Here is a 26,954-nt window from a genome sequence, read left to right as displayed (position 1 = left end):
GCGATGACACTAATGGTACCCTTTGTTTCTACTCAATAACTTATTCAGCTTCTCCAACAACTGTAAAGCGTTCATTTATATGTTTTGGATTTTCAATTTCATCCAATACTGCAATTGCATAGTCTGCATAGCTGATATAACTTTCACCTTTCGAATTCACAAGAAGATGATCTTTTCCTGACTGATAAAATCCAGTTCTTTTCCCGTCTGGGTCAAATACCGCTGAAGGACTGATAAATGTCCAGTTAATATCAGAAGTTTCCTTTAGTTCTTGCAAGTTACGACCTTGCCCTTTAGCTGTTGGAATAAAAATCTCCGGGAAATCAGGTGTATCCATTACACTGACAGTTTTATTTTCGTCTACATAAAGACTCCCTGCTCCACCTACAATTACGGCTCTTGTACCCGTTCCTTTTAATGCCCTAATTAATGCCCGGCCAGCATCTACATGTGCCTGTTCTTCTCCTAATGGAGCACCGAAGGCATTAACTGCTACATCTAACTTTTTTAGATCATCCGATGTAAGATCAATTATATTTTTTTCAATGATTGCAATCTTTTCCTCTTTAAGTTTTGCAGCATCTCTTACAATTGCAGTTACTTCATGTCCCCTGCTTACCGCTTCTTTCAAGATAAGACTTCCAGCTTTTCCGGTTGCACCAATGATTCCAATTTTCAATTTAAAGTCCTCCTAATCATTCAAAATTTTAAATGTAACCATATCGATTACATGTAATAAGTTTAGTTACACCTTATTTATTTGTCAATACTTTTATCATCTTGTTAATTGAGCATATTAGAGTAAAAGAACTTGTAATACATTCAGTTACAAGTGTACTATAAAGAGTGTAAAGTAATGAGGATGGTGAAGAAATCATGTCTATTAGCAGCCGTTTTGCTGTAGGAATTCATATATTGGCTCTTATAGAAATAAATGAAGACGGAATTAGCACTTCTGAATTTTTAGCTGGAAGTGTAAATACAAATCCCGCCTTAATAAGAAAAATTATGGGGATGCTGAAAAAAGCAGGTTTAGTAAATGTACGGCCAGGTATTGCAGGAGCTGAATTAGCGAAGGATCTAACTGAAATCACCTTACTTGATGTTTATAGAGCAGTTAATGTTGTTCAAGATAAAGAATTGTTTAGTATACATGAAAATCCCAATCCTCAATGTCCTGTAGGCCGGAACATTCAAAGTACAATTGGTCCAATATTTGAAATCGCCCAATCTGCCTTGGAAAAAGCTCTTGGGCATATCACAATTGAGGATGTGGTAAAGGATATTATTGAAAAAGAAAAATTGACCAATAATTGTTAAATGATTTCACAGAAAATCTTTTATCAGACTGGGGATAAGAAAAATGGCTTTTTGATGAAAAAGAGCAGACATAAAATCTACTCCTTTTGATGAAAGATTTAGATTACGGTAAGGGATATAAATATGCTCATGATAAAAAGGAAAAATTAACGACAATGCAGACGATGCCAGATTCTTTAATAGGACGTGAGTATTACTATCCAACAACTCAAGGTTCAGAAGCTAAGTTCAAACAAAGACTTGAGGAAATCTCGGATTGGTATAAAAGAAACCGCAAATCTTAGTTTGAACGAATATGTTCTGTATATAAAAATAATGAGGTATGGAGTGAAATTGATAATGAATTATGGTGAAATAAAAGATTACTGCCTAACCTTTCCAAACTCTTATGAAGACCATCCTTTTGGAGATGGTTGGACTGCAATTCGGCACAAAGGGAATAAGAAAATATTTGCACTTATCTTCACTCGCGACGAACACTTATGTGTCAACCTTAAATGCGAACCTGAAAGGGCTGATTTTCTACGTGGTCTTTTTGAAGAAATCAAGCCCGGATACCATATGAACAAGGAGCATTGGAATACTCTTACCTTAGATGAGGGACTCCCAGAGCATCAAATCCATGACATGGTAAAGTACAGCTTTGAACTGACAAAACCAAAAAGTAAAAAGGAAACATAACATCGAAGGATAGAACGCTCATTATAATTATTCACCCGGCGCAATGATACAGAGGAATATGCAAAAAAACCTCAAGGCAGCAATTTTTAAATTCGTATTTACGAGATGATTTTTTCGTTATTGTGAGTCCTTTGTTTCTCGACATAGGTTGAACAAATAAAAAAAGAGCAGACTCAAAGTCCACTCAATTAATTTAGATGATTGCTTATTTCATCCAGACACCTATAAAAATTGAAAGGTGACGATGATATGCCGCAAAGGTCATTTAGCGTTTAATTAATACTGATAACTCACCTTCAAACACTTTTTCCTCTTTCTGATTATAGGTAGATAACAATACAGTAAGTATCCCCGTCTGGCTTTTATTTGGTTTTTTATCAATAACCTTAACAATAGTGTTCAGTTTATCATTAGGGTAAACGGGTGCTAGGAATTTTATATTATTCATTCCTGTCCCAGCAATAATATCGTCTTCATGACACCCTTCTTCAATCCAAAGCTTAAAAGTAATAGATAACGTTTGTATTCCAGAAGCAATAATTCCATTAAATCTGCCCATTTTTGCTTTTTCTTCATTTAAATGCATGTATTGTGGGTCATACACTTCTGCAAAATTCATTATATTCTCTTTTGTTAATTCAAAAGATTTAGTTTGAAAAACCTGCCCGATGGTAAATTCATCCAACTTCATAAATAAATCTCCTTGAATCTAACCTTTATTATTAAATCTACGTATCATTTTAACATACTGGCTCTCACACAACAACTTAACGGTAAAACAATTGTTCCCCTATCAGGAATGAACAAGCACATTGTTTTTGTTTCCTTGCCTTTAACCTCTTTATAATCAGGTGTTTTCTTATAAAGACCAAGGCGGTCGCCATCACCATCACCCGGCATATGTGCCATTTCCTATTTCCTCATAAGAATCTCCAAGCTTCTCATAATAAGAATAAGCAGTCAGCCTACGAGAACTTTCTTCTGGCTGATAAAACGCAAGTTGAATATATTTCCCGTCATCATATACACGAATTATGGCGTTATCTCTTTTGTGCTCATCTGAATCTGCTCGCATTTCTTTTCTGACTTTCTTCTCCTGCTTCATCACTTCATTAATCATTATCATATTTACTACCGCCGCACGCAGTCAGCAGAAGGATGAAGGTGACTGACAAATCATACGACCTACTATAAGTAAGTGGACAGTAACAGATGAATTTTTATAAACAAAAAATACCAAGGGTGTCAAAACCCTTGGTATCATTGATGCGGCCGAGAGGACTTGAACCTCCACGGGTTATTCACCCGCTGGGCCCGCCATCTATATTCATAAAACTATTGCTCAGTTGTCAGCATGTTAAGTAAATTACGAATTTCCTTGTAACTTTTAATTTCTTCTTCATTACAACCGGTTTTATCAAATACTGCATTAGGAATCAATGTGACTTTTTCTTTAAACTCATTCCCTTCAGTTGTTAACGTAATAATTACACTTCGTTCGTCCTCTTTTGAACGCTCTCTTATAATAAGTCCTCGCTCCTCAAGTCGTTTTAAAACTGGAGTTAATGTTCCGGAGTCTAGATATAATTCTTCGCCTAAACCTTTAACAGATATTTTTTCCTTCTCCCATAAAACAAGAAGAACCAAATACTGTGATTAGCGTACAAGTTCTCGTTTTCTGCTTTGGACCCCATATAGAAAATAAAAAGCCAGCTCTCCTTCGGGAGAAGAACTGGCATAACAAAGCTTCTTGCTTCTTATTTTGCTGTATTGCTCGGACCTTTTAATTTCTCTTCGTTCTTGCGTCAACGTTTTATTATTAGGACACAACCAATAAAATAATGACGATCGAGAATAGCAACGCTGCTTTTGCAAAGCAGTAAGCCCTCCAGAATATAAAAGAGCTGCAGTCATTGCTGCTCGGATAATCCCAGCTTATTCTGAGTCTGTATTTCGAGTAGCCGGTCAATTAAATGGATGTTTTTTTCATTCCTTTTCTGTTTGTTCCATTTTCCACCACAGTGAATCTTTTGGATTTTCAACAGCTTCTTGAAACTCAGCTTTAGAAGCAACTGTTGGGTAAGAACCTTTTAAAGATTTACCTGAAGTATCTTTAAATAAGGTTAACACAACTATTAAGCCAATTAAACTAACTGCTAATAAATAGAAACCCGGCGCCAAATTGTTTCTTGTCACATGGGTTAACCAAGAAGCAACTAAAGGTGTTGTTCCACCAAAAATAGAAACTGATAAGTTGAATGTCCAGGATAATGTACGATATCTAATGTCAGTATGGAACAACGTAGGTAAAGATCCTGGCATAGTACCTTCGTATACAGATAATACAATACCTAACATTAAAAGTCCTATAAATAAGAATGTTATATTCCCCATATTAAGAAATTGGAAAGAGATAATCGAAAATACAATTCCTAATACTAATCCAATTGTTATAACTTTTTTATTTCCTAATTTATCTCCCAATTTACCAAAAGTTAAAGCGAACGGTACCATAATAATCAATACAATTGCTGTAACCGGTGTACTTATATTATCACTTATACCAAGGTTCTCATCTAAATAAGAAGGCATATAACCTAACAATAGGTAATTGGTTATATTGAAAAATGCCACAAATACGATACATAAAAAGATATCTTTTTTATATGTTTTAATGACTTCTAATAAACCTGGTTGTTGTTCTTGGTTTTCAGAGATGTCATTTTCAAAGATTGGTGATTCATCTAAATGACTTCTCAAATATAAACCAAATAATCCTATTGGAATACTTAAGAAGAAAGGAATTCTCCATCCCCAACTATTCATTTGAACATCAGATAAAGTCCAGAAAAGTACTGTAACTAAAACAGAAGCTACTATATAACCAGATAATGTGCCGATTTCTAAACCGCTGCCTAACCTTATACGCTTATTATCTGGAGAAGATTCTGCGATATATACCATTGCACCAGCGTACTCTCCACCCACAGAAAAACCTTGCAGAATACGAGCTAAGAGTAATAATATAGGGGCCCATACACCAATCTGTTCATAGGTAGGAAGCACACCAATTATTAAAGTAGATAAAGCCATCATTAAAATAGTAATTGTTAATACTATTTTCCGACCAAATTTATCACCCATTTTACCAAAAATAATTCCGCCTACCGGTCTAAGTAAGAAGGCAATTGCAAATGTAGCAAAAGTAAATATTAACTTTAATTCATCGTTTTGAACTGGACTGAAAAAGTTTTTACTAATAATAACTGCCAAATAAGAATATAAAGCAAAATCAAACCATTCCATCGCGTTTCCTATCCCTGTAGCAAACACGCTTTTCTTCGCTTTTTGAATGTCTACAACGTTAATTTTTTTCTTGTTAAACTTCATTTAATAATATCGACTCCTTGATTATCAAATCCACATTATACAAGCGTATAAACGGTCCAAGCATGCAGTCCCAGAATGTATAGCGTAATGCTTCTCTAAAAGTCTGGGGGTTTCTGTTTCACCTGATGGAGAGCTAACGGCATAGTGGATGATTGGTTCAACTGTACCTAAAAGACTAGACTAATATCCATATCAGCGCCAAATAACATTGTAAACCAAGAAAGAAGGATGAAATTCAGTTTTTTCTTTCGCTGGTTTCCTTAACTTATTTTTGCCGATTGGACTAAAAATAATACAAAAAGCAACAAAAAGAGAAACATCCAACAAATAATACCAGCCAAAGCGGTTAGTGATATATCCTTGGGCTGTGGTTGGTATTTTCTGCAGACTATTTGGAGAAATGATTCCCCTTCATACAGATCTATTGTGAATATTATCACAATCAAAAAAAAACTTTTATTTCTTCAAAGTATCCTAAACCTTTATTTTAGTTCTTCCATTACGTCTTCCAATATGTTTATTATAAGATTGATGTCGTTCCTAAGAATTATTTACTGATTCTATCTTTATTACCCCACAATCAGGTGAAACAAAACACTATAAACGTATCATATCTTTTTAAAATCTGACAAGCTCAACAGGGTGATAGAAACCCGGCTAAAGCCCAGCTAGTCAATGGATAGAAGAAATTTTTTTGTTCTTCCCAAGGAATAACCGTCTGCGTTTAATCTAGCCCAATTAGAAAGAAAAAGAGCAGGAGTAATCCTGCTCTTTCATTCAAAACTTTAATTTGTATGAAGAATTTCGTATACCTTTTCGACTTTCTTTACCTATTAATCAGTACACAGACTACAACAGAAATAAGTAGCACCGGGTATGAAATAATGGATGCATTTAAACAGGCCAATCACCGACAATTGAATTTAGGAAAAAGCGTTAAATTCTCTCTTATGATGTTGTTACGTATTGTTGACGGTAAAATTATTGAACATAGATCTCATGTGGATGTGCATGATATTCTCCGTCAGCTTGGCGTTAATTAACAGTAAAAAGTTGAAATAGTGAGAGATCAGGTGAATAGCTTGGTCTCTTTTTTTATAATTAAGTCCTCGCTCTATGCCCCCCTGCATTCAGTCGATGTAACTTTGAAATAAAGTTTAATTAACATCTATCTATCACAAACCCTTATTTTCACAACACATCATTTGTTTCAGCTTCCCTCGCGAATACCGGATCAATGCTCAGCTTTAAGATAGTCAACCAATTTCTCCGCACTGTTCTTAACATCTTCTTTTGAAAGGTGAAGCGTCCCATATTGTGTAAAGGCAGGAAGAAAACGCATTCCTACATATTTAGCAGTGACTTGAAACGGTCTGATAAGCTCGCTGATCGTGATATTATATTCTCCGCCTGCTTGATAATCAGATTCCTGTGCGCCTAAGGAGATCGCTAAGAGCAGTTCTTTTCCATGCAATTTAGTACCTCCAGTTCCATAAGCCCAGCCATGTGTTAACACATCATCTTCCCATTGTTTGAGTAACGCGGGACTGCTGTACCAATACATTGGGAACTGAAAAACGATACGCCCATGATCTAACAGGAGCTGCTGCTCTTTTTCTACATCAATGATAAAATTAGGGTATTCACCGTACAGGTCATGAACTGTAATGTCATTCTCTTGCTTTAAACGATTCATCCAGGTTCTGTTGACAACAGACGTTTCCAAATTAGGGTGTATAACGATAACTAATGTTTTCATTTGACCGTTATCCTTTCTTCGCAGATTAGTTATTATTGCTTTTGTGATAAAGAATTGATTCTAATTTTAAAATAACAACTTATTTACACCTATTTTATCCTTTTTCATGAATTCAGGGCAACTATTGGACACCGATTACATTTATAGCCAAAAAAAGGCTTAACCTTTTAAAAAAGATTAAGCCTTTTCAGTACCCTTATGCCCCTGCCCTATTATCTCGTGTCTAAATTCTAATAGCTGATCATATAACAAGGCATCTTTGTTTTCCTCCATGCTTGTAATACTTTCTCTGCTTTTGCAAATTGGAGCTTGAGGCATTAGTAACTACCTATAATGATGAAAATATTTGTGCGATGTCGACTGCAGATGACTTACTTTAGGTAAGTGGGCAGTTTGTGGGCAGTAGATCATTTAAAAACAAGCACAAAAAAATACCAAGGATCTCTCTATTACCCTTGGTATCACTGAGATGCGGCCGAGAGGACTTGAACCTCCACGGGTTATTCACCCACTAGGCCCTCAATAAAGTGATAGCTTATCACTAGTTACAAAACCCCGCCATTTCAAGCAATTGATAGTATAACAATCAGCCTGCTCAACTGATCATTTTTAATAAGAGTATACCAATCATTCAATTTTTGAGTGACTAGGTCGTACGGAATTTTTCTGTTTTCATCCAAGAGAATCCGGTGCAAGCAAATTCCTCCAATGCAAAAAGGTACGAATAGTCTATTGAAGAAATTATTCTTTTCGTCTTTATTGCGGTTATTGTAAGGCTTTTGTGTCTTGACACGTGATCCATAAATAAAAAAAAACAAAACACGCTAGAAAATGTTCTAACGTGTAAAGATTACTTCATTGTTTACTAAAACTGATTCTTTTGAGGAACGTGTTCGACCGATTACCTCGGGTCAATGCAAATACTTGATGGCCGTTTTGTATTAATTTAGGAAGAAGGGACCGACCAATTACTCCAGTCCCCCCGGCAACAATGATCTTCATGCTATACCTTATTTACCTGCTAATCTTGAAGCAGCTTCTTCAACTTCTTTATTTGCTTTTTGTAAAACATCCTCCGGACTTAGTAAAGCTGTTCCTTGCACTCGGATAATTTGATAATCCTCAATACCGAGGAAATTGAACATTGATTTCAAATATTTATTAGAGTATTCAACTTCTTCATACCAGTCATCATTTGTATAAATTGATCCGCTGGCTTGTATGACAAGCATTCTTCGTCCATCTTTAAGCAGACCTACTGACCCAGTGTCAGTATATTTAAATGTTTCGCGTGCGATCATGATATTGTCCATATAGTCTTTTAATTTTGATGGAATATTGAAATTATGCAAAGGCAAAACGATGACATACGTTTTTGCACTTTTGAATTGTTTCAATACTTCTGTCATGCGTTCTGTTACTTTTTGTTCATCGCTTGTCAGTTCTTCGCCCTTTCCAGCCTTATCCCATGCGCTTAAAACTGTTTTATCAACCATAGGCACTTCATCACTATACAAGTTAATCTGCTCAAGCTCTTCACTCTCTGGAATTAATTCTTTGTAAGTTTCCAAAAAGTGTTTCATTACCCGTAAACTATATGACAACGTATCATCCACTTTTGGATGTGCATTAATGATAAGTGTTTTGCTCATTTAAAACTCTCCTTTTATTTTATATTAAAGATTAATTTAATCGACGATCAATTCGGTCTTTAATATAAACCCTGCAGTTTATTTTGACAAACGGAACAAATAATATACTAAAGAAGGGTTTTATGATTGACTATCACCAAAAATACTCCTAAGATACAATGTGATAACCCTTAAAATCAAAAGCAGGTGAGTTTATATGCAGTACAGTGTTGGGGTTGAATATGCTTTACATTGTCTGGTTTATTTAATAGATGTTCCCTCCAAGGAAAGTGTCGGGATTCGGGACCTTGCAGAGTTCCAAGGACTTTCAGAAACATTTCTTTCAAAAGTTTTCGGTAAATTATCTAAAGCTGGTATTGTAAATTCTGTCCCCGGTGTAAAGGGAGGATACAGGTTAGCAAAATCCCCAGAAGATATTTCCTTTTGGGATGTAATAGAGGCTGTTGAAGGACCAAAACCCATTTTTCAATGTAAAAATATTGTAAGCAATGGTCTGCTTTATCGAGACAAATGCAACTCCTGTGAATCCAGCAATTCTTCTTGTACAATTAACTTGGTAATGCTTGAAGCAGAAGAACAGATGCGTAATTATCTTCGTAATAAAACGCTCGCATGGTTAAATAAAGAATTGGACGTAGTATTGCCTAAAAAAACAAGGACAGATACTCGGGAATACTTCATAAAAAAAAGCTCTGACTAAATTAATTAGTCAGAGCTTTTTTGTGCTATTACAAGTCATATTATGTTTTTTCGTTTTCCATCTCGGCGTTTGAATTTGTAAAAACAATGCCGTACCTATTGGTGCTTCTCTTGCATAAGAAAGCGCAAATGTTATACTCATATTAAAGACTATATTAATCGCCGATTTATACGGTCTCTTATAAAAAAGAATAACAATCTTCTTTTTTACAGATTAATTTCAAAAAAGGAAGGAGAAATGTAAAATGAAAGCATTAATGACTCTGTATCTTAGGCTCGCTTTAGGAATTAGCTTTTTATCTTCTGTAGCCGATCGATTCGGACTATGGGGGACACCTGGCAAGCCTAATGTCGTATGGGGAAACATTGAAAATTACACGGATTATGTCGCTGCCTTAACTCCTTTTATACCAAATGCTCTTGTACCAATAGCAGGATGGATAGCAACTATGTTTGAAACCATCTTAGGAATACTTTTGATCATTGGTTTCAAAACAAGAATAACTGCTGTATTGAGTGGTGCTATGTTGATTATTTTCGCTCTAGGTTTAACAGTAGGAACAGGTTTTAAGACTTCTCTTGACTATTCTGTATTCTCTGCATCTGCAGGTGCATTCATATTAATTTATTTTAAAAGAATACCCTATAGTATAGATGCTTTACTCATGAAAAAAACTGTAGAGGCTGAATCATTTTCACTTGAGTCAGACAAATAGCCCTCAAACCTCTAAAAGATAGGGAAAGAAATATCGAAGCATAAAAAAGGAGCAGACATAAAGTCTACTTCTTAATTTTCGGTTTCCTTCCCTTTAACTTCTTCATAATCAGGTGTTTTCTTATACAGACCAAGTCGGTCGCCATCACCCGGCATATGTGCCATTTCCTCATAAGAATCTCCAAGCTTCTCATAATAAGAATAAGCAGTCAGCTTACGAGAACTTTCTTCAAAAAAAATACCAAGGGCGTCTACAACCCTTGGTATCATTGAGATGCGGCCGAGAGGACTTGAACCTCCACGGGTTACTCACCCGCTGGGCCATCAACATAGTGAAAACGTATCATGTATTACATAAACCTTATAAATAAAGCATTCTTTATCTACATTTCCACTTGTTTTCTTCTTTTTTTATGAATTTTGGGCAAAAATTAGGCATTACTTTTTTAAAAAAAATCACTGAAAATATTAGCTTTAAATTTGTAATTCCAACTAAGATCTAAGAAACCACTAACAAAAGAAGTAAGGTGGTCTCGTCCAATAGGTGCGATAGTTTTTTCTTTTGGTAGTATCTTGACTTGTCCGATTTTGAGTAAAAAAGAGTACGTATTAATCTTGAATAGCACAAAAAACACTACCCTTTTCGTTACTTTAGAGAAAGGATAGTGTTTTTTCGTTTTGCGGGTATCGGAAAATCTTTGCTAGTAGCAGTACCTCAATAAAAGAACCCAATTTCCGCTTACCTAGCTATATCAAGGCTTACTTGTCTGATTTGGGATGTATGGGGTACAAAAGTTGAGTTACAAACATTATTATCCAAAAGAATGTTTACTGTAATTATTTTACATGGTATTATTTGTATCATGCATACAGAATATGTATGTGATAAATGAAATTAAAAGGAGTGCTTGATCGTGAATCTTAAGTCCATTTTCAAAGGAATAACATCGACTCTGATAGCTGGTGTAATTGTTGGAACTTGTACTATACCTGCTTTTGCGGAGTCGACTACAAGTGTATCGTCGAAAAATTATGCAGTTACAAGTGGAGTATTCAAAGCTCTAGATAGGGAAATTTCAGAGGGTTCTGTTGATCAATCAAGCTGGAGTCGGGAGTTCGAATTAGATGAGAATGACGGAGCACAAGTAAACTTCTGGATTTCAAATAACGGAAGTAATGACATAAAAATATCAATTGATGGAAAAGTCTCAAGAACCATCGCACCAGGCAAGCAAGGCAACATTTCTGCCGAGGTTAAAAATGGTTGGTTTGGTTGGACATACAATTACACATTTACAGCTTCACCAACGGCTCAAGGTGGTAGTGTTAAGATGAAATATAAAATTGCTCAAAGAAATAATTAACGAATTACGGAAAGGTAATCACTTATTACCTTTCCGTAATTTCATCATTTTTTTAGTTTTTTAATAGATTCCTTAAATAAAAGGTTTTTGTATTAAATCCTATATGATGCAAATCAAACCGATTAGTAATTACTTTTCTCCAATTTTCTTCTCCTGCTTTTCCTGCTCTTTTCCCCTCAACCTTACGAGTATTATCATGTCCTATATTTAAGGGTTATACAGCGCTCGTTATCATTATTTACACCTTTTTTGATGTTTTTTCATATTTTCTGGACAGTAAATGGGAGTAAAGAGACCTTGACCACTCACCAAGATAAGTAAAATAAAAAACGAAGGGCATCAAACTAGATGACTTACTATAAGTAAGTGGGCAGTAACAGATAAATTTCTATAAACAAAAAATACCAAGAGTGTCTAAACCCTTGGTATCATTGATGCGGCCGAGAGGACTTGAACCTCCACGGGTTATTCACCCACTAGGCCCTCAACCTAGCGCGTCTGCCATTCCGCCACGACCGCGTGCTATGAAGCTGTCTTTCCACTAAGCATATAAGCTAGTGATGATGATCAGCACTTTGAAAAGAAAGTGCGGGTGAAGGGACTCGAACCCCCACGTCGTAAGACACTAGATCCTAAGTCTAGCGCGTCTGCCAATTCCGCCACACCCGCGTAACATGGTGAGCCATGAAGGACTCGAACCTTCGACCCTCTGATTAAAAGTCAGATGCTCTACCAACTGAGCTAATGGCTCGCTCTAAAAGTGATTCAAAAATTTTAAATAAAATGGCTGGGCTAGCTGGATTCGAACCAACGCATGACGGAGTCAAAGTCCGTTGCCTTACCGCTTGGCTATAGCCCAACGAAGGTAAATGGTGACCCGTACGGGATTCGAACCCGTGTTACCGCCGTGAAAGGGCGGTGTCTTAACCGCTTGACCAACGGGCCGTCTGGTTGAGAACTTATCTGGCGGAGAAGGAGGGATTTGAACCCTCGCGCCGCTTACGCGACCTACACCCTTAGCAGGGGCGCCTCTTCAGCCACTTGAGTACTTCTCCATATGGCTCCACAGGCAGGATTCGAACCTGCGACCGATCGGTTAACAGCCGATAGCTCTACCACTGAGCTACTGTGGAATAATCAGACTTTCTTTATTATAAATGATGCGACATATTGTGTCAAGAAGCAACATTTATTTTTTTAAGAAAGTGTCGTTGTCTCTCAACGACTTTTATAATTTAACATAGAACATTAAAATGAGTCAAGCCTTTTTAAAAAATTCTTTTGATTTTTCCTCTGCACTTTCCGCAGGCATATCTTTCCGGATTCATTGCCCGCTTCTTTATATACTGTTGGCCGCAGGCCGCGCATCTATACATATATGTTTTCTTTTGTGTCTTTTTGGTTTGCAGCGGCGTGCAGAATCTCGGCGCTCCGACTTTCTGAAGCAGGTCTCTGAAATCTTTGTCTCTGTGCTTGTACCCTTTTCCTTCAAGGTGAAGATGGTAATGACACAGCTCGTGTTTAATGATTCCTTCCAGCTCGCTCTGCCCGTGTTCGAGAAGATATTTTCGGTTTAATTCGATGTTATGGGAAGACAGCATGTACCGGCCGCCTGTCGTTTTCAGCCGGTCATTGAAAAAGGCCCGGTGACGGAACGGCTTTCCGAAATCTTGTGCAGAGATGTCTTCCGTCAGCTTTTGAAGTTGTTCGTTATCCATAAGTGCACCCCGCTTTAAAAACATTGAACGGGACAATGCACCGTTCGCATACAATGAGTTAAAACCGACCTCTAACTAAAAGCTGAGGAGGAATGAGCCATGCCGAATTGGCTGATGAAACAAATGCAAAAAGCGTTTTTAGAAAAGGACAATTACCAAATCAAACTGCTGAATCAGTGCTGGTATTTCTACAGAAAAAAACACTGCTCGTAAGCAGTGCTTTTATTTTACCATAGACAGCGACACTCTGCCTTTTTGCACGTCCACCCCTTCGACCCATACGGTGACAATGTCTCCGACCGATACGACGTCGAGAGGATGTTTGACGAATTGATTGCTCAGTTTTGAAATGTGCACAAGCCCGTCCTGCTTGACGCCGATATCGACGAAAGCGCCGAAGTCTACAACGTTGCGGACGGTGCCCTGCAATTCCATTCCTTCCTTTAAATCCTCAAGCTGCAGAACGTCTTTTTTCAGCAAAGGCTTCGGCACTTCGTCACGAGGATCGCGCTCCGGCCTTGTCAGCTGCCCGCAAATATCCGCAAGCGTAATTTCCCCTATACCGAGCTCTTCAGCCGTTTCAGACAGCGGCAATACGCTTATTTTCTCTTTTACGTCCGCGCTTCCGATCTGATCCGCAGTGAGCTGCAGTTTTTTGAGCAGCGCCTTTGTCTCTTTATAGCTTTCCGGGTGTATCCCGGTGCGGTCGAGCGGTTCCTGTCCTCCGGGCACTCTCAAAAAGCCGATGCATTGTTCATATGTTTTTGCGCCGAGACGCGGGATTTCTTTCAGTTCTTTGCGATTTGTAAATTTGCCTAGTTCATCTCTTTTTTTGACGATATTGCCGGCAACGGTTTTGGATAACCCGGCTACATATTGAAGCAGCGCGGCTGATGCTGTATTGACATTCACCCCGACTTGGTTGACGACGGTCTCTACGACAAAACGGAGAGATTCGTTTAATTGCTTTTGGCTGACATCGTGCTGGTATTGCCCGACGCCGACGGATTTAGGATCAATTTTTACAAGCTCGGCCAGCGGGTCCTGCAACCTCCGCGCGATGGAGACGGCGCTGCGCTCTTCGACCTGAAAATCCGGAAATTCTTCACGGGCGATTTCTGAGGCGGAATACACGCTTGCTCCGGCCTCATTGACAATGACATAATAAATGTCACGCTCTGTTTCTTTCAGCACATCAACGACGAATTGCTCTGTCTCCCGTGATGCCGTGCCGTTTCCGATCGCCACAACCTCGACTTCGTACCGGTCCAGCAATTCTTTGATTTTTTTCCGGGCTTCCGCTGTCTTTTTTACGGGAGCGTGCGGGTAAATGACGTCGATTTTCAGCACTTTTCCCGTCTCATCAACAACTGCCAGTTTGCACCCCGTACGGAAGGCCGGATCGACGCCGAGCACGACTTTTCCCTTCATCGGCGGCTGCAGCAGGAGCTTACGCAGGTTTTCAGCGAAAATATGAATCGCCTGCGCGTCTGCTTTTTCTGAAAGCTCTTTGCGGATATCGCGCTCAATAGCCGGCTGGATCAGGCGCTTGTAACTGTCCTCAATGGCCTCTTTCAGCGTTTCTTTCACAGGCGTTTCACGGTGTTTGATAATTTGCTTTTCTAAATAAGCTTTTATCTGATCGGCGGGCGGTTCGATCGCAATCTTTAAAATGCCTTCTTTTTCACCGCGATTCATCGCAAGCACTCTGTGAGGAACGACCTTTTGGATCGGCTCTTCGTACTCGTAGTACATTTCATAGACGTTTTTCTCGTCATCTGCGGCTGACTTGCCTGCCGCGGAAGTGAGAATTCCTTTTTTATACGTTTCCTGGCGAATCCACTTTCTGAAATGAGGATCATCCGAGATTTGTTCGGCTATGATGTGCTTCGCGCCTTCAATGGCTTCCTCTCTTGAAGCGACTTCTTTTTCTGCACTGATATATTGATCAGCGATGTCGTGAAGGCGGTTTTCTTTCGGGAGAGAAAGAATATAGTCCGCAAGCGGTTCAAGACCTTTGCTTTTGGCGACGGTGGCTTTTGTTTTCCGTTTTTGTTTGAAGGGACGGTATAAATCCTCGACTTCCTGAAGCTTAACCGCTTGTTCGATTTTTTGCTTCAGCCCTTCCGTCAGCTTGTCCTGCTCAGAGATCAATCTGATGACTTCTTCTTTCCGCTGCGTCAGGTTTTGTATGTATTGCCACCGCTCGGAGATTGCCTGAATCTGCACCTCGTCCATTGAGCCGGTCTGCTCTTTTCGGTACCGCGCAATAAACGGGACGGTATTGCCGTCTTCCAGCAGGCGGATGACACTTTCGACATGTTTTTGGGATAACGCTGTTTCTTCAGCAATTTGTTTTTTCAAAAGGGCTAACGTTTCCATATCACAAAAGCCTCCATCTCTTCATTCTTTCTCTAGTGTATCAAAAAACGGCGGAACATAAAAAAAGCAGCCTTACGATAAAAGCTGCCCTAGAATATAGGTCAAATCATCACGTCTGGATGTTGTGTACGGATGAAGTGATTTTGATATATCTTCTATTGAGTGTCCCTGCTTTAAGCAGGTGCGGATATGCGGAACCTCAAGCCCATCCGTGTAGATGATGAACCTCGCCCCTTTTTCGTATGATGACGTATACGTTTTGTATCTTTGCGGTTTGCCTGAGAGGTAACCCGAAATCGGCAGCGGATGAAAGACTTCGCCTGATGGGGAGTGCAGGAAGAAACGGACGTTGCCGATCGAGCAGTATGTCAATTCCCTTTTGATGAAATTGATTTTTAAGATGGAGGCAGTCGCCCCTCTTTTGTTTTTCATCGCTTGATTGCAGCGCTCAATGATGCTTTCCACATCCTCATCCGCATACGTTTCCACGATGTCTTTAATGGCTGACGAGGATTCGTTGGCAAGAGATCCGCTGCCGAGACCGTCCGCTACCGCGCAAACTAATTCTTCTTCATTCGCCTTCATAAAAAAGCTGTCGCCGCATATGGACTTGCCTTCTTTATTTAATTGGTATACAAGAGTTTGAACATGTTCATTTTCTTCAACCTGAATCATTACATTAGCTCCATGGAGGGATCTCCAATCAAGGCCTCTCTCAGTTTTTTCACCGCTTTCCGCTGCAGGCGCGAGACGTGCATTTGAGATATTCCGAGAATGTCCCCTGTTTCTTTTTGGCTTTTATTTTGCACAAATGTTAGATCGATAATCTGTTTTTCGCGGTCGGACAGCACATGAAGCACGCTTTTGATCATCATCTGCTGGTTGACGCGTTCGTATCCTTCCTCCTGCGACCCGACGATATCTAAAATCGTGACGGTGCTTCCGTCCGCATCCGCTTCGATGCTGTGATCGACAGAAAGCGCCTGATAGCTTTTTCCCATCTCCATCGTTTCAAGCACTTCCTCTTCTGACACATCGAGAAAGGCTGCGATTTCTTCGACTTTCGGCGACCGCTGCGTCTCTGTCGTCAGCTGATCCACCGCCATTTTAATGCGCGGCCCGAGTTCTTTAATCCGTCTCGGGACGTGTACGCTCCATGTTTTATCTCTGAGGAAGCGTTTGATCTCGCCGATGATGGTCGGAATCGCAAATGCTTCAAAGGATTTGCCGACCTCGGGATCATACCGTTTAATGGCTCCGAGAAGTCCGATCATCCCGACCTGGCGGAGATCTTCGTGAAAGCTTTTTCCTTTCGAATATTTCTTTGCCAGCATTTCGACGAGATTGGTATACACCTCGACGAGTGTTTCCTGGGCTTCTTTATTATCATGTGTTTGAAAGTCGCGTATGAGCCGATCAACTTCATCTTTAGTTAGTTTCGTAGTTTTTGATGGTTGTGCCATGATCAACTCGCTCCCCATTTAAATACTTTGTCATCGCCACGGTTACGCCAGAGTTGCTTTGAACTTTGACTTCATCCATGAGCGTTTCCATTAAATACAGACCGAGCCCTCCTTCTGACAATTGATCGACTGTGTGTGAAGGTGTGTACGGCCCGAGATCCTGCTGCTTCTGATCAAAATCAAAGCTGTCTCCCTGATCGGCGACAATGACCTCCAGCCGATCCTCAAACACACCGAACCGCACGGATACTTCTCCCTTATTTTCATCTTTGTATGCATGCTGGACAGCGTTTGTACAAGCTTCGCTGACAGCGATTTTTAAATCTTCAATGTCATCATAGGTATAGCCCATTCTGCTTGCGACCCCTGATAACGTAAGCCTGACGATTCCTACATATTCCGGTTCGGCCGGAATTTTCATCTCTATATAATCAACTGATGTACTCATTGCACGCCACCTTCTGACTTTGCCGAAATGTCAATGATGTCCTTAAGCCCCGTAATTTCAAACAGACGGACGAGCCGGTCGGAAAGATTCTCAAGCTTGAGAGAGCCGCCTTCCTTGCTCACCGTTTTAAACACGCCTACAAAAACGCCTAAACCCGTACTGTCCATATAATTTACATCTTTTAAGCAGATTCTCATGTCCTTCCCCTCGTTTGCCAGGGGCATCAGCTTTTCACGAACCACCGGAGCTGAGTATACATCGATTTCTCCAGCGATATTGATTTGTATATCTGAAAGATTCTCCTTCATATCTACCGTTAAATTCATCGTATCACCTCTGAAAGTTATCCTTACTCGTGCTAATGGCTTTTTACCCGTGCTGCTGTTTTTTTAAACCTTTCTTTTCAAAACAATTAACGTAAAATCGTCATGAAGCTGAAAGTCCTGGAGTCTCAGCAGGCTGTCGTAAATGTTTTTGACCATATCCTGCGCGGAGCAGTCCATATGTTCTTCCAGCATGCGCTGAATGTCGCTGCGTTCTAAGAAACCGTTTTCGGTACGGCATTCGGTGACGCCGTCAGAAAAAAGAACGATCATGTCTCCTTCGTCCATGTGCTGTTCATATTGGCTGTAATCAAAATCCTGAGAAATTCCCAGCACCAATCCTTTTGCCTCCAGATCATAAAACTTTTTTTCTTTTTCAGAGTAGTAGAAGCCCGGTTCATGCCCCGCAGAGGCATATGTAAATTGGTGATTTTTCGTATTGTAGTTTGCGTAAAACATGGTGATAAACATGCTTGAGTCCACGTTCTGTTCTACAACGCGGTTAAGATTTTTCAGCACTTGGGAGGGGTGAATGCCGATCTCCGGAAGAGAGTCCATGGCATACTTGATCATCGACATGCACAATGCGGCGGGTATTCCTTTTCCGATGACATCGGCTATCGCGATGTTAATCGATTCCTTGTCTTTGACAAAGTGATAATAATCCCCGCTCATCTGTTTGGCGGGGACGCTGATCGCCCCGATATCCAGATCTTCTTCTTCAGGAATTTTTGTGCCAAGCAGCGTCTGCTGAACATTTGCGGCAATTTCAATTTCTGAACGAAGCTCCTGCTGGATATCTCTCAGACTTTGATGTTCCTGATAAGCCATCCCGTAGCCAATCATGACTTCTATTAAAAAATCCAGCGAATGAAAAACATCTTCCGGCAGATCCGGATACAGTTCCTTTACTACTTTTCGGTGGATACTGATAATCTCCTCCGGAGGAACCTGATGTTCAATCGTTTTTCGGCTGAATTTTTGGGCTTGATATAAAGATGTTTCTGTTAATTCGGCTATATATCGGCTAAGCAGCTGATGATACCGCTGCTCTATAACCTCCCTGAAATCCACGTTCTAACCTCCTACCGAAGCCATTTCACGGCTTGAATCTCTGTTCCTTCCTCTGCAACAGATTGCAGGCTGAATTCGTCCATCAGCCTTTTGACGCCCGGAAGTCCCGCTCCCAGTCCGCCTGACGTTGAAAAGCCGTCTTCCATCACTTTACGGATGTCGGGGATTCCGGGTCCTTTGTCTTCTGCTATAATTTTAAGGCCTTTTTTCCCTCTGTCGTTTACTTGTTCTATGCTGACCTGGCCTTTGCCTGCATATAAGTAAATGTTTCTGGCCAATTCTGAGATAGCCGTCGTGATTCTGGCCTGGTCCACCGTACCGAAGCCTAATTCCTTCGCAACGTTGCGGCCAAGCTGTCTGGCGGCTACGATATCCCATTCTGTCATGATTTTCACACAGGATTGGTCGTTCATCGCTATTCCCCCAATTCCCGCTTCAATGTCTCAAGCCCTTGCTCTAAATCGAGCGCCGTTTCAATTTCCTCAAGTGAGATTCCGAGTTCAATCAATGTGACCGCCACAGCCGGCTGAATTCCCGTCAATACGACCTTTGCGCCCATCAATTTAGACATGGTGATGACATCGCCGAGCACTTTCGCGATAAATGAATCGATCATGTCAACGGATGTCAGGTCAATGACGACCCCGTTTGCGCCGGTTTCATAGATTTTGTTCAGCAGATCTTCTTGAAAATGCAAAGCTGTCTGGTCGTCAAGTTCCCATTGGATGGATACCAATAAGCAGTTATACAGTTTCAGGATCGGGATTTTTGGATGTCTCACAATGTTATTCCCCCAATGAAACGATTTTTCGATTTGTCATTTCAAGCGCTGTTTGAATTCCTTTTTGAAGGGTATTCTTCGTAATAACCTGCGACAAATCAATTCCCAGATTAACGATCGTCTGCGCGATTTCCGGACGGATTCCGACGAGCAGGCATTTCGCGCCGACAAGCCGCACCGCTTCCGATGCCTGAATAATATGGTGCGCCACCATCGTATCAACGACCGGCACGCCCGTGATATCAATTAATACAACCTGTGAACGGTGCTTTACGACGCCGTTTAACAGATTTTCCATAATGTGCTTTGCACGCTCCGTATCAATCGTCCCGACAAGCGGCATGACCGTTACATGCTCAAATACCGGGATCAGCGGAGCCGACAATTCCTGAAGCGCGATTTTTTGCAAAGTAACCGTTTTTTCCCAGGAGATAGAATACTGATTTAAGATTTCCGTGTTGATCGGATTGAAAAAGCTGTCTATTTCCAAAATCAAATCTGCTCTGTCCTGATCGGCCATATTAAGGTCGACCATCGTTTCGTAAAGCAGTTTCCAAAACTCTGACAGGGTGGCTGAAAGAAGTTTCAGTGACAGGCCGAGCTGAACGGCGCGCAGTGCGAGTTCACTGATCTGCTCTTCTGTGGCCTCGTCATTTTTAGTCGATAATAAAAGAATGTCTATATAGTCTTTACAAATATTTTCACATATGTGATTCGTAAGCTGATAGTCTTCCTGATTGCCTACTTCTTTTAGTTTGGCTGTCCAAGTATCAAGCAGTTCATCATGCTGATCAATGATGAACTGATACACTTTCTGATTCGACATGGGTTTCACTGACCTCCCGACACAAAACAACAAATTTTGTTTGATTATCTCTTTATTATAGCGCTTATGTTTTTCGAAAACAAAAAAAGTTGCTCTTTATGAGCAACCAAAATATGACTAAAAATCAATGAGTGCCAAACTGATTTGCAGGGCTTCATCAACCTTATCCATCATTTCATCATCCAGATGAGTTATTTTATCCGTTAATCTTTGCTTGTCAATCGTCCGAATTTGCTCCAGCAAAATAACGGAATCTCTTTCAAAACCGTAGCGTTTTGCATCAATTTCGACGTGGGTTGGTAATTTCGCTTTCTGTATTTGGGCTGTTATGGCTGCAACAATAGCAGTCGGGCTAAAGCGATTTCCGATATCATTTTGGATCACTAAAACCGGGCGTACGCCGCCTTGCTCTGAGCCAACAACAGGAGATAAATCAGCAAAATAAACATCGCCGCGCTTTACAATCAAAATGATTATCCTCCGCTGACTAAGCGCTCAACGGTCGTTTCTGCTTCGCACTCAGCATAGTGAGCCTCAGAAGAGATATTCAAGTTGATTTTCGCCATTTCCATATACCCGCGTCTCATCAAATCACGGTTATGGCGAGTTGTCCGTTCGCTGACATACGCTCTCACTGCTTGTGATATCAGTTCGTTTCTGCTTCGTTTCTCCCGCATCGCTACACCATCCAATTCAGCTACTAAGTTTTCAGGCAAGCTGATTTTCATTTCGGTTCTTGCGCTGGATTCAGACAAAAAACATACACCTCCACCAAACTTACGGATACGACCAATACATCCATCCAGACATAATGATACCATTATTCAAACGTCAAGCAAAGCTGTTTTATAAATTCTCTTTTTCCGGATGACGGCTACTTGTTTGTATTATCTTGCAGTAAAGGATTTCTTACTTCCATTATACTCTCATTTTCCAAAAACATACGGGGAACGCGGGAACTAATGGTACAAGGGACCTCGTAATTAATCGTCTCAAGCCGCCCTGCGATTTCATCCATCGTGATCGTTTCTCCCTTCTGGCTGCCGATCAGGGTGACTTTGGTGCCCGGCGGATAAGATTGATCTAATTCGACCATCAATTGATCCATGCAGATTCTTCCCGCGATGTTCATCCGTTTGCCGCCGATCAGCACAGACGTGCCGCTCAGCTTGCGGAGCCACCCGTCCGCATAGCCGATGGGAACCGTTCCGATCCATTGATCCTTCTCTGCCGTATATGTTGCGCCGTAGCTGACGCTTTCCCCTTTGCGGATCTTTTTCACATGGGATAAAACAGAGTGCAGCGCAAAAGCCGGCTTTAATTGAAACGGAATTTCGCTTTGGATGTCAGCAGAAGGACGAAGCCCGTACATACTGATGCCGAAACGAACCGCGTTAAAGAAGCCTTTTTTAAGACGAAGTCCGGCAGCGCTGTTCGCGCAGTGCACCATCAATTCTTTTAAAGGAAGCGGAGCGATCAATGTTTTAAAGCGGTCAAACTGGAAGAGGAAATAATCTCTGTTTTTCTCATCCGCGGTAGCAAAGTGGGTGAATACGCCTTTACAGACTAAACCGGGATTTTGGCTGAGGATTTTTAACACGCTTTGGATTTCTTCCTCCGTTTTGACTCCGAGTCTGTTCATGCCGGTGTCGACTTTCAGATGAAACGGCACTGTCGCACTTCCGAGGTGGCGCGCAGCTTCCTGAAGCCATTCAACAGAATACCCCGTGAGTGTTACGTCATACTCGGCAGCTGCTTGTACATATTCGGGCGGCACGGCGCCAAGCACGAGAATCGGCGCTGTAATGCCCCGTTTTCTCAATGAAATCGCTTCATCCAGTATGGCTACGGCAAGACAAGAGGCACCCGCTTCAAGCGCGGCTTTCCCAACTTCCAAATCTCCGTGGCCGTAAGCGTTCGCCTTTACAACCGCCATGAGATGGACGTTTTGCCCGATGTGTTTTTTCATATGCGTGACATTTTCTTTAATCGCGGACAGGTTGATTTCCGCCCACGTTTCTCTGTAAAAGGATGCTGTGTTCATTCGATACACTTCCTAGCATTATTTTCAATTCATATTGTTATTATCATACTAAAATTATTCTGCAAAGTGAAATGGAATCAAAAAAGAGACCGACAGCGGCGGCCTCTTTTTTGACGTTATTTTGACGACTGTCCCTGCATGCTTTTGGCGGCGGCCACCATTTCATCTTTTGTAAGATCCTGTGATGACAGAAGATAATCCACTCCGTCATATGTCCACGTTAAAGACGTATCAGATAATGCCGCAACCGTGAAGCCGAGATTAACCGGTTCGCCTTTCAGCGTGACGGCAGAGGCGGCTTTTGCGATATGGGCTTTTTCTTGAATAAGGGTGAATGATTTTTCTCCGCCGTAAGTCATGACGATCCGTTTGCCGTCCGCCGTTGAAATATCTTTCTCTTCAAGCTTTTTGACGCCGGCCGGCACTTGAAGCGGTGTTTTGACCGCAAATGAATCAGACGGCTTGGCGCTTGTGGCGACGTCCATCTGGGAAAGCGTCATATTTTTCTTCTCGTCAAAAGAGTCTTTATCAAACGGCTTGTTGAATTCAAAGCTTTTGAATTCGACTTTTACCATCACTTTCCGGTCTGTATCCATGACTTTGACGAGCGACGGGCTCATGTCCTTTTTGTTGAAAGTGATTTCCTGAGTCGGCAGCATTTTGTTGTGCTGATAGTTTGTTTTTGTTTCAAACGTGTACTTTTTATCTTTGGCGGAATAGACGGCGTCTTTGTCATGCTGCACGTCTTTTACAAGTGACTCAAACAAATATACTTGGCTGCTGTTATTCGGCCAGTCGCTTTGGAATCTGAAGCTCTTATTTAACGACGGCGTGAGGACAAAGACTCCGTTGGCGTTCCGTAAAATGACTTGGTTTTGGTCTTTTTTCGGATTTTCCAGATAGACCCGGTACAGGGAAGGCTTTTTATGCCAGATTTCCACATTGTATACTTGCGGATCACTCCCCGTTTCGATGGTCATTTTGGCTTTCGCTTTGTACGAGGTGTATTCTTTCGCCTTCTTATCTAAACCGTTCACGATATCTTCCTGTGATTTTTGGCCGCAGGCCGAAAGAATAAGGACGGCAAGCAGTCCCGTTAAAAGCAAAACAAAGCTTTTTCTCACCTTTTTTCAACCCCTTCTTCTCAATTGATGTAAAGGGAAGAAATCGCTTGTTTGACTTTAACGGTACGCCCTGAACGGACGGACGCGTACCATAAAAGCCTCAAACAACTTGTCTCCCTTAATGCACTATCAAATATATGAAGGGGTTCCGGCTAATATGCAGACTAGCGTGACAACCTTTCAATCACGACCTGTGCCGCGGCGTATTCTTTTGTATGGGTAATGGAGACGTGAACCGCCGCGCCGTCAAGCTTGGCGCAGGCCAGCACAGGCTTTCCCGCTTTGTCGTTTCCGGTTTCAATATCCTGAAAGCTGAGCTCTTTGCCGATACCTGTGCCGTATGCTTTCGAAAAGGCTTCTTTTGCCGCAAATCTCCCCGCGAGAAATTCAATTTTCCTTTTGTCCGACAGCAATGTAAAACGGGCGTATTCAGCCTCCGTCAATATTCTTTGCGGAAACCTAGCCTGCCGGCTGAGCATGTTTTCAATTCTGTGCAGTTCAACGATGTCGATTCCGATTCCGAAAATCATGTGAATTCCTCCTAAAAGTCCGTACTAAAAAACGGTTTATGTCATAAACGTGTTACTATATATGTAACAAATCAGATGCAAAGGGGCTTGCGATGTTTATACGAACGGAAAATTTCCAGACTTTTATCAGACGTTATCCGGCCGTCAGCTGTATCTTGGCGCTGCAGGCGTTCTTGTGGCTGTTTTTCAGTATGCCGCTTCATTCCGTCATGATGTGGTCAGATGCTGTGACAGGCTATAATTACGGCGTTTCCTCGGGAGAATGGTGGCGGCTGGTGACACCGATGTTTTTACACGCGAATTTCACTCACCTTTTGTTTAACTCCATGTCTCTCTTTTTATTCGCGCCCCCGCTTGAGCAGATGCTCGGAAAAGTCCGTTTTCTGATTGTGTACATCGTATCGGGCATCATCGGCAATATCGGCACGTATCTTGCCGAACCGCTTGATTATGTGCATGTCGGCGCATCCGGCGCGATCTTCGGACTTTTCGGCGTGTATGTGTTTTTGACTGTTTTCCGCAAGGAGCTGATCGGCCGGGATCAGTCGAAAATGATTATGACCCTGCTTATCATCGCGGTGCTGTCGACGTTTATCAACTCTAATATTAACATTATGGCGCATTTGTTCGGACTGGCAGGCGGATTTTTGCTTTCCTTTTTATGCGTGCAGCAAAAAAAGCGGCGGTATTAACCGTCCGCTTTTTCATATGAATACCAGCGCCCGATGCGTTCGGCATCTTCCTCGCTGACATCCTTCAGCATGACATGCTCCATGTGGTGAGCTGATTTCACTGCGGTAGCCACAGATGCGAGCCGCCTTCTTTTTTGCAGAAAGGAGCGGCTGACTTCAAACATCTGCATTCTTCTTCTCAGCATAATCGTGGTCGTCTTCCCGACCAGCCTCGTGGTGATCTGAAGCCTGCCGCCGTTTATGCACCATGACGCTGTCCTAAACGAGGCATATCCAAGCACCAGTTCGACGGGAAGCACAAGGAGCGATGCATATCCCCACGGTTTAAACAGAATACAAAGCGGGATGATCACGAAAACCGAGAAGATTATGGATCGGAATAAATACCGGCGCAGCGCCCTTTTCGGCAAATGATTTCGGTTTTCTTCCAGCACGTAATCCGGTGTGAAACCGTTCAGCATCACTCCGAGCTTTGATTTGCGGATGATCGGAAACAGAATCGTCTGTGCTCCTTCTTTCTCATTCCCCGCACTGCCGGCGCTGACAATCGCAACCGTCGCGTATCCGAATAATTGCCTGATCACATTTTCTTTCATTTTAATGGCTTGGATTTTACGGAGCGGGATTGTCACTTGATGTTTTTCAATAATTCCTCTGGTAATGACCAATTCGTGTTCCTTTTTTTCTATCTTAAAGTTGGCATGCTTGATCATCATACCGGCGATGCTTAACAGCCAGGCGATGAACAATCCTATGAAAATGATCACGGCGTATATACCGATGCTCGCATGCTTGAGAAAAGAAAACCTGTCATAGAGCCAGTCCATCGGAAGTACTTCATCAATCTGAGAAAAGAGGGCGAATACCGCTGAGATGATGACACCGATTCCCCCGGATGTTGAGGCGGCCATAAGCAGCTCACCTACAGACAGGCGGTAAACGGATTGCACATCTTCCCCGCGCATCGGCTCCTGCTCCGCTGCGGTCTCCCCTCGTTCTTCTTGCTCCGCTTTTTGCTGAAAAACAGCCGCTCTGATCCGTTCCGCCTCTTCCACAGTAATGGCGGATAAGACAGCCTCGGCGTTTTTCCCGTCGCCGGCCGTTTCGATTTGAAGCTTAACAAGCTTAAAAAGCTGCTGAATGATGCCGGCACTCGTATTCATTGATTGAATCCGGTCAATGGAGATGTATCTCTTTTTCGTAAAAAACAAGCCTTCTTCAATTCTGAATTCTCCGTCCTCAATCCGGTATGTAAATTTTCTCCACTCGATCACACTTGCCGTAATCAGCCAGATAAGCAGGACGGCGAGCGCAATGCCTCCGTAAAAGCGGATGAAGTGGTTGGAATTAACAATATAGACGAGAAAAAATGGCAGAATAATGTTTTTAATGGTTTCGATAATAGTATGGAATAAGTTCAAAATCACGGCCGCCGGGTGCAGACGTTTCGGCTCAGACATCATCTTCCGTCACCCTTGCCAGACGGGAAATGGAATCCCTCAGCCGGTCAGCTTCCTCCATATCAAGCGCCGGAATGGAATGAACGGTTGCCGCCGTGGAGATTTTGACTGAGGCCAGACGATACCTTCTGAGGAGCGGGCCTTGTGAAGTATCTACGTGCTGCACCCTCACCATCGGCACAATGACCCGTTTGACAATAAAAATGCCGGATTGAATATCAATTTCATTTTCATGGACTTCATAGCGCCAGATCCTGTGCCTGATTTTCGGTATGGCATAGACGGATATCACTGAACCGAATATCCAAATGATGCCGAGGACTCCGGTGATCCAATACGGCCAATGGAAGAAATGGCTTAAAACAGCTGCTGCTATAACGGCCAGAAGACAGAAGGCGGACAGGATGATTTCCTGAAGACGCCAGACTTTTAAGCCGCTTGGACTGATTCTATTTTTTGGCTGTGCTCTCAACATACCTACCTCCCATTTTTTATCATACATACAAATA

At 41.6% G+C, this 26,954-nt stretch carries 34 protein-coding genes, 7 tRNA genes and 3 pseudogenes; 9 read left to right on the top strand and 35 right to left on the bottom strand.

What is annotated here, in order from left to right; translation table 11 throughout:
• Positions 1–40 precede the first annotated feature (40 nt).
• The gene (locus BR62_RS0107735) at positions 41–679 is read right to left on the bottom strand and encodes an NAD(P)-dependent oxidoreductase (protein WP_032870355.1); all 639 of its coding nucleotides are present in this window, start codon (positions 677–679) and stop codon (positions 41–43) included.
• Between the two features lie 197 nt (positions 680–876).
• Between BR62_RS0107735 and BR62_RS0107730 the strand changes: the two genes are divergently transcribed.
• The 3 genes from BR62_RS0107730 (at position 877) to BR62_RS0107725 (ending at position 2,001) form a co-directional block, all read left to right on the top strand.
• Positions 877–1,320: an Rrf2 family transcriptional regulator gene (locus BR62_RS0107730; protein ID WP_032870352.1), complete on the top strand. Its 444-nt coding sequence runs from the start codon at positions 877–879 to the stop codon at positions 1,318–1,320.
• Between the two features lie 89 nt (positions 1,321–1,409).
• Positions 1,410–1,604 (top strand): AAA family ATPase, encoded by a 195-nt coding sequence (locus tag BR62_RS19115; RefSeq protein ID WP_007409575.1) that lies wholly within the window; start codon positions 1,410–1,412, stop codon positions 1,602–1,604.
• Between the two features lie 55 nt (positions 1,605–1,659).
• Entirely contained in the window at positions 1,660–2,001 is a 342-nt protein-coding gene (locus BR62_RS0107725; protein ID WP_032870349.1) for an MmcQ/YjbR family DNA-binding protein, read from the top strand.
• 265 nt (positions 2,002–2,266) lie between these two features.
• On the opposite strand, the gene BR62_RS0107720 is transcribed toward BR62_RS0107725, so the two are convergent.
• From BR62_RS0107720 to BR62_RS19535, 5 genes and pseudogenes are all read right to left on the bottom strand, one after another.
• Positions 2,267–2,692: a MaoC family dehydratase gene (locus BR62_RS0107720; protein ID WP_003156152.1), complete on the bottom strand. Its 426-nt coding sequence runs from the start codon at positions 2,690–2,692 to the stop codon at positions 2,267–2,269.
• Positions 2,693–2,817: 125 nt separating this feature from the next.
• Positions 2,818–3,176: pseudogene (locus tag BR62_RS19845) on the bottom strand (cystatin-like fold lipoprotein); the annotation flags it as partial.
• Between the two features lie 160 nt (positions 3,177–3,336).
• Positions 3,337–3,648, bottom strand: coding sequence for a MarR family winged helix-turn-helix transcriptional regulator (locus tag BR62_RS0107710; RefSeq protein WP_020955368.1), 312 nt, complete (start codon positions 3,646–3,648; stop codon positions 3,337–3,339).
• A gap of 339 nt (positions 3,649–3,987) precedes the next feature.
• Entirely contained in the window at positions 3,988–5,391 is a 1,404-nt protein-coding gene (locus BR62_RS0107705) for an MFS transporter (protein ID WP_032870347.1), read from the bottom strand.
• Between the two features lie 38 nt (positions 5,392–5,429).
• Positions 5,430–5,799, bottom strand: a pseudogene (locus BR62_RS19535) (BCCT family transporter); the annotation flags it as partial.
• A 476-nt stretch (positions 5,800–6,275) separates the two neighbouring features.
• Between BR62_RS19535 and BR62_RS19530 the strand changes: the two are divergent.
• Positions 6,276–6,434, top strand: a complete 159-nt coding sequence (locus BR62_RS19530; RefSeq protein ID WP_076982829.1) for an ester cyclase — start codon at positions 6,276–6,278, stop codon at positions 6,432–6,434.
• A 191-nt stretch (positions 6,435–6,625) separates the two neighbouring features.
• On the opposite strand, the gene BR62_RS0107695 is transcribed toward BR62_RS19530, so the two are convergent.
• The 4 genes from BR62_RS0107695 to BR62_RS0107690 all read right to left on the bottom strand — a co-directional run bounded on the left by BR62_RS0107695 (position 6,626) and on the right by BR62_RS0107690 (position 8,802).
• Entirely contained in the window at positions 6,626–7,150 is a 525-nt protein-coding gene (locus BR62_RS0107695; RefSeq protein WP_032870345.1) for an NAD(P)H-dependent oxidoreductase, read from the bottom strand.
• Between the two features lie 177 nt (positions 7,151–7,327).
• Positions 7,328–7,468 carry a response regulator aspartate phosphatase gene (locus BR62_RS19690; protein WP_157872133.1) on the bottom strand — a complete coding sequence of 47 codons (141 nt, stop codon included), beginning with the start codon at positions 7,466–7,468 and terminating at the stop codon, positions 7,328–7,330.
• 537 nt (positions 7,469–8,005) lie between these two features.
• Complete coding sequence (locus BR62_RS19525; RefSeq protein ID WP_119001710.1) at positions 8,006–8,152, bottom strand: NAD-dependent epimerase/dehydratase family protein; 147 nt, start codon at positions 8,150–8,152, stop codon at positions 8,006–8,008.
• Between the two features lie 8 nt (positions 8,153–8,160).
• Complete coding sequence (locus BR62_RS0107690) at positions 8,161–8,802, bottom strand: FMN-dependent NADH-azoreductase (RefSeq protein WP_007409582.1); 642 nt, start codon at positions 8,800–8,802, stop codon at positions 8,161–8,163.
• A 196-nt stretch (positions 8,803–8,998) separates the two neighbouring features.
• Between BR62_RS0107690 and BR62_RS0107685 the strand changes: the two genes are divergently transcribed.
• Both BR62_RS0107685 and BR62_RS0107680 read left to right on the top strand, forming a co-directional pair.
• Positions 8,999–9,502, top strand: coding sequence for an RrF2 family transcriptional regulator (locus tag BR62_RS0107685; RefSeq protein WP_004393007.1), 504 nt, complete (start codon positions 8,999–9,001; stop codon positions 9,500–9,502).
• Between the two features lie 244 nt (positions 9,503–9,746).
• On the top strand, positions 9,747–10,217 hold the full coding sequence (locus BR62_RS0107680) for a MauE/DoxX family redox-associated membrane protein (protein WP_032866860.1): 471 nt from the start codon (positions 9,747–9,749) through the stop codon (positions 10,215–10,217).
• 71 nt (positions 10,218–10,288) lie between these two features.
• Here BR62_RS0107680 and BR62_RS0107675 read toward each other — a convergent pair.
• Positions 10,289–10,447 (bottom strand): annotated as a pseudogene (locus tag BR62_RS0107675) (cystatin-like fold lipoprotein); the annotation flags it as partial.
• A 683-nt stretch (positions 10,448–11,130) separates the two neighbouring features.
• Between BR62_RS0107675 and BR62_RS0107670 the strand changes: the two are divergent.
• On the top strand, positions 11,131–11,580 hold the full coding sequence (locus BR62_RS0107670; protein ID WP_032870340.1) for a hypothetical protein: 450 nt from the start codon (positions 11,131–11,133) through the stop codon (positions 11,578–11,580).
• A gap of 435 nt (positions 11,581–12,015) precedes the next feature.
• On the opposite strand, the gene BR62_RS0107665 is transcribed toward BR62_RS0107670, so the two are convergent.
• From BR62_RS0107665 to BR62_RS0107630, 8 genes are all read right to left on the bottom strand, one after another.
• Positions 12,016–12,099, bottom strand: a tRNA-Leu gene (locus BR62_RS0107665).
• A gap of 68 nt (positions 12,100–12,167) precedes the next feature.
• Positions 12,168–12,249 (bottom strand) — tRNA-Leu (locus BR62_RS0107660).
• Positions 12,250–12,255: 6 nt separating this feature from the next.
• Positions 12,256–12,331: transfer RNA gene (locus tag BR62_RS0107655), tRNA-Lys, on the bottom strand.
• 33 nt (positions 12,332–12,364) lie between these two features.
• Positions 12,365–12,439, bottom strand: a tRNA-Gln gene (locus BR62_RS0107650).
• Positions 12,440–12,450: 11 nt separating this feature from the next.
• Positions 12,451–12,525: transfer RNA gene (locus BR62_RS0107645), tRNA-Glu, on the bottom strand.
• A gap of 19 nt (positions 12,526–12,544) precedes the next feature.
• Positions 12,545–12,635: transfer RNA gene (locus BR62_RS0107640), tRNA-Ser, on the bottom strand.
• A 3-nt stretch (positions 12,636–12,638) separates the two neighbouring features.
• A tRNA-Asn gene (locus BR62_RS0107635) sits at positions 12,639–12,713 on the bottom strand.
• Positions 12,714–12,848: 135 nt separating this feature from the next.
• Positions 12,849–13,298, bottom strand: coding sequence for a SprT family protein (locus BR62_RS0107630; protein ID WP_020953898.1), 450 nt, complete (start codon positions 13,296–13,298; stop codon positions 12,849–12,851).
• Positions 13,299–13,397: 99 nt separating this feature from the next.
• On the opposite strand from BR62_RS0107630, the gene cmpA reads away from it, so the two are divergent.
• Positions 13,398–13,511 (top strand): cortex morphogenetic protein CmpA, encoded by a 114-nt coding sequence (gene cmpA / locus BR62_RS19520; RefSeq protein ID WP_003156164.1) that lies wholly within the window; start codon positions 13,398–13,400, stop codon positions 13,509–13,511.
• 9 nt (positions 13,512–13,520) lie between these two features.
• Here cmpA and BR62_RS0107625 read toward each other — a convergent pair whose 3' ends face one another.
• The 14 genes from BR62_RS0107625 to acpS form a co-directional block, all read right to left on the bottom strand.
• Positions 13,521–15,680, bottom strand: coding sequence for a Tex family protein (locus BR62_RS0107625; RefSeq protein ID WP_032870338.1), 2,160 nt, complete (start codon positions 15,678–15,680; stop codon positions 13,521–13,523).
• 72 nt (positions 15,681–15,752) lie between these two features.
• Positions 15,753–16,355, bottom strand: coding sequence for a phosphoserine phosphatase RsbX (locus BR62_RS0107620; RefSeq protein ID WP_007410234.1), 603 nt, complete (start codon positions 16,353–16,355; stop codon positions 15,753–15,755).
• Positions 16,355–17,143: an RNA polymerase sigma factor SigB gene (gene sigB / locus BR62_RS0107615; protein ID WP_003156171.1), complete on the bottom strand. Its 789-nt coding sequence runs from the start codon at positions 17,141–17,143 to the stop codon at positions 16,355–16,357. Before sigB ends, BR62_RS0107620 begins: the two co-directional genes overlap by 1 nt.
• Entirely contained in the window at positions 17,109–17,591 is a 483-nt protein-coding gene (gene rsbW, locus BR62_RS0107610; protein WP_003156173.1) for an anti-sigma B factor RsbW, read from the bottom strand. Before rsbW ends, sigB begins: the two co-directional genes overlap by 35 nt.
• Positions 17,588–17,917: an anti-sigma factor antagonist RsbV gene (gene rsbV / locus BR62_RS0107605; RefSeq protein ID WP_003156176.1), complete on the bottom strand. Its 330-nt coding sequence runs from the start codon at positions 17,915–17,917 to the stop codon at positions 17,588–17,590. Before rsbV ends, rsbW begins: the two co-directional genes overlap by 4 nt.
• Positions 17,918–17,980: 63 nt before the next feature.
• Positions 17,981–18,988, bottom strand: a complete 1,008-nt coding sequence (locus BR62_RS0107600) for a PP2C family protein-serine/threonine phosphatase (protein ID WP_007410233.1) — start codon at positions 18,986–18,988, stop codon at positions 17,981–17,983.
• Between the two features lie 11 nt (positions 18,989–18,999).
• Complete coding sequence (locus BR62_RS0107595; protein WP_003156178.1) at positions 19,000–19,401, bottom strand: anti-sigma regulatory factor; 402 nt, start codon at positions 19,399–19,401, stop codon at positions 19,000–19,002.
• A gap of 2 nt (positions 19,402–19,403) precedes the next feature.
• Entirely contained in the window at positions 19,404–19,769 is a 366-nt protein-coding gene (gene rsbS / locus BR62_RS0107590; protein WP_003156180.1) for an RsbT antagonist protein RsbS, read from the bottom strand.
• A gap of 4 nt (positions 19,770–19,773) precedes the next feature.
• Positions 19,774–20,595, bottom strand: a complete 822-nt coding sequence (locus BR62_RS0107585) for an STAS domain-containing protein (RefSeq protein WP_003156182.1) — start codon at positions 20,593–20,595, stop codon at positions 19,774–19,776.
• Between the two features lie 117 nt (positions 20,596–20,712).
• A complete protein-coding gene (gene ndoA / locus BR62_RS0107580) occupies positions 20,713–21,063 on the bottom strand; it encodes a type II toxin-antitoxin system endoribonuclease NdoA (RefSeq protein ID WP_003156187.1) in 351 nt (116 codons plus the stop codon).
• Between the two features lie 5 nt (positions 21,064–21,068).
• The gene (gene endB / locus BR62_RS0107575; RefSeq protein ID WP_003156188.1) at positions 21,069–21,350 is read right to left on the bottom strand and encodes a type II toxin-antitoxin system antitoxin EndoAI; all 282 of its coding nucleotides are present in this window, start codon (positions 21,348–21,350) and stop codon (positions 21,069–21,071) included.
• 119 nt (positions 21,351–21,469) lie between these two features.
• Positions 21,470–22,639: an alanine racemase gene (gene alr / locus BR62_RS0107570; RefSeq protein WP_025284272.1), complete on the bottom strand. Its 1,170-nt coding sequence runs from the start codon at positions 22,637–22,639 to the stop codon at positions 21,470–21,472.
• Positions 22,640–22,755: 116 nt separating this feature from the next.
• Positions 22,756–23,763 carry a LolA family protein gene (locus BR62_RS0107565; RefSeq protein ID WP_007410230.1) on the bottom strand — a complete coding sequence of 336 codons (1,008 nt, stop codon included), beginning with the start codon at positions 23,761–23,763 and terminating at the stop codon, positions 22,756–22,758.
• Positions 23,764–23,927: 164 nt separating this feature from the next.
• Complete coding sequence (gene acpS, locus BR62_RS0107560; protein WP_007410229.1) at positions 23,928–24,293, bottom strand: holo-ACP synthase; 366 nt, start codon at positions 24,291–24,293, stop codon at positions 23,928–23,930.
• 92 nt (positions 24,294–24,385) lie between these two features.
• Here acpS and BR62_RS0107555 point away from each other — a divergent pair, with 92 nt between their 5' ends.
• The gene (locus tag BR62_RS0107555) at positions 24,386–24,985 is read left to right on the top strand and encodes a rhomboid family intramembrane serine protease (RefSeq protein ID WP_015239195.1); all 600 of its coding nucleotides are present in this window, start codon (positions 24,386–24,388) and stop codon (positions 24,983–24,985) included.
• Here BR62_RS0107555 and BR62_RS0107550 read toward each other — a convergent pair.
• Complete coding sequence (locus tag BR62_RS0107550; protein ID WP_015239194.1) at positions 24,982–26,448, bottom strand: PH domain-containing protein; 1,467 nt, start codon at positions 26,446–26,448, stop codon at positions 24,982–24,984. The genes BR62_RS0107555 and BR62_RS0107550 overlap by 4 nt on opposite strands.
• Positions 26,438–26,917: a PH domain-containing protein gene (locus BR62_RS0107545; RefSeq protein ID WP_007410226.1), complete on the bottom strand. Its 480-nt coding sequence runs from the start codon at positions 26,915–26,917 to the stop codon at positions 26,438–26,440. The genes BR62_RS0107550 and BR62_RS0107545 overlap by 11 nt, the downstream gene beginning before the upstream one ends.
• Positions 26,918–26,954: the final 37 nt, after the last annotated feature.

Source organism: Bacillus sp. UNC69MF (assembly GCF_000746035.1).
In the GTDB taxonomy this organism is placed as follows: Bacteria; Bacillota; Bacilli; order Bacillales; family Bacillaceae; genus Bacillus; species Bacillus velezensis.
The sequence above is the reverse complement of the archived record's forward strand: the minus strand, read 5'-3'. Positions and strand labels throughout refer to the sequence as shown.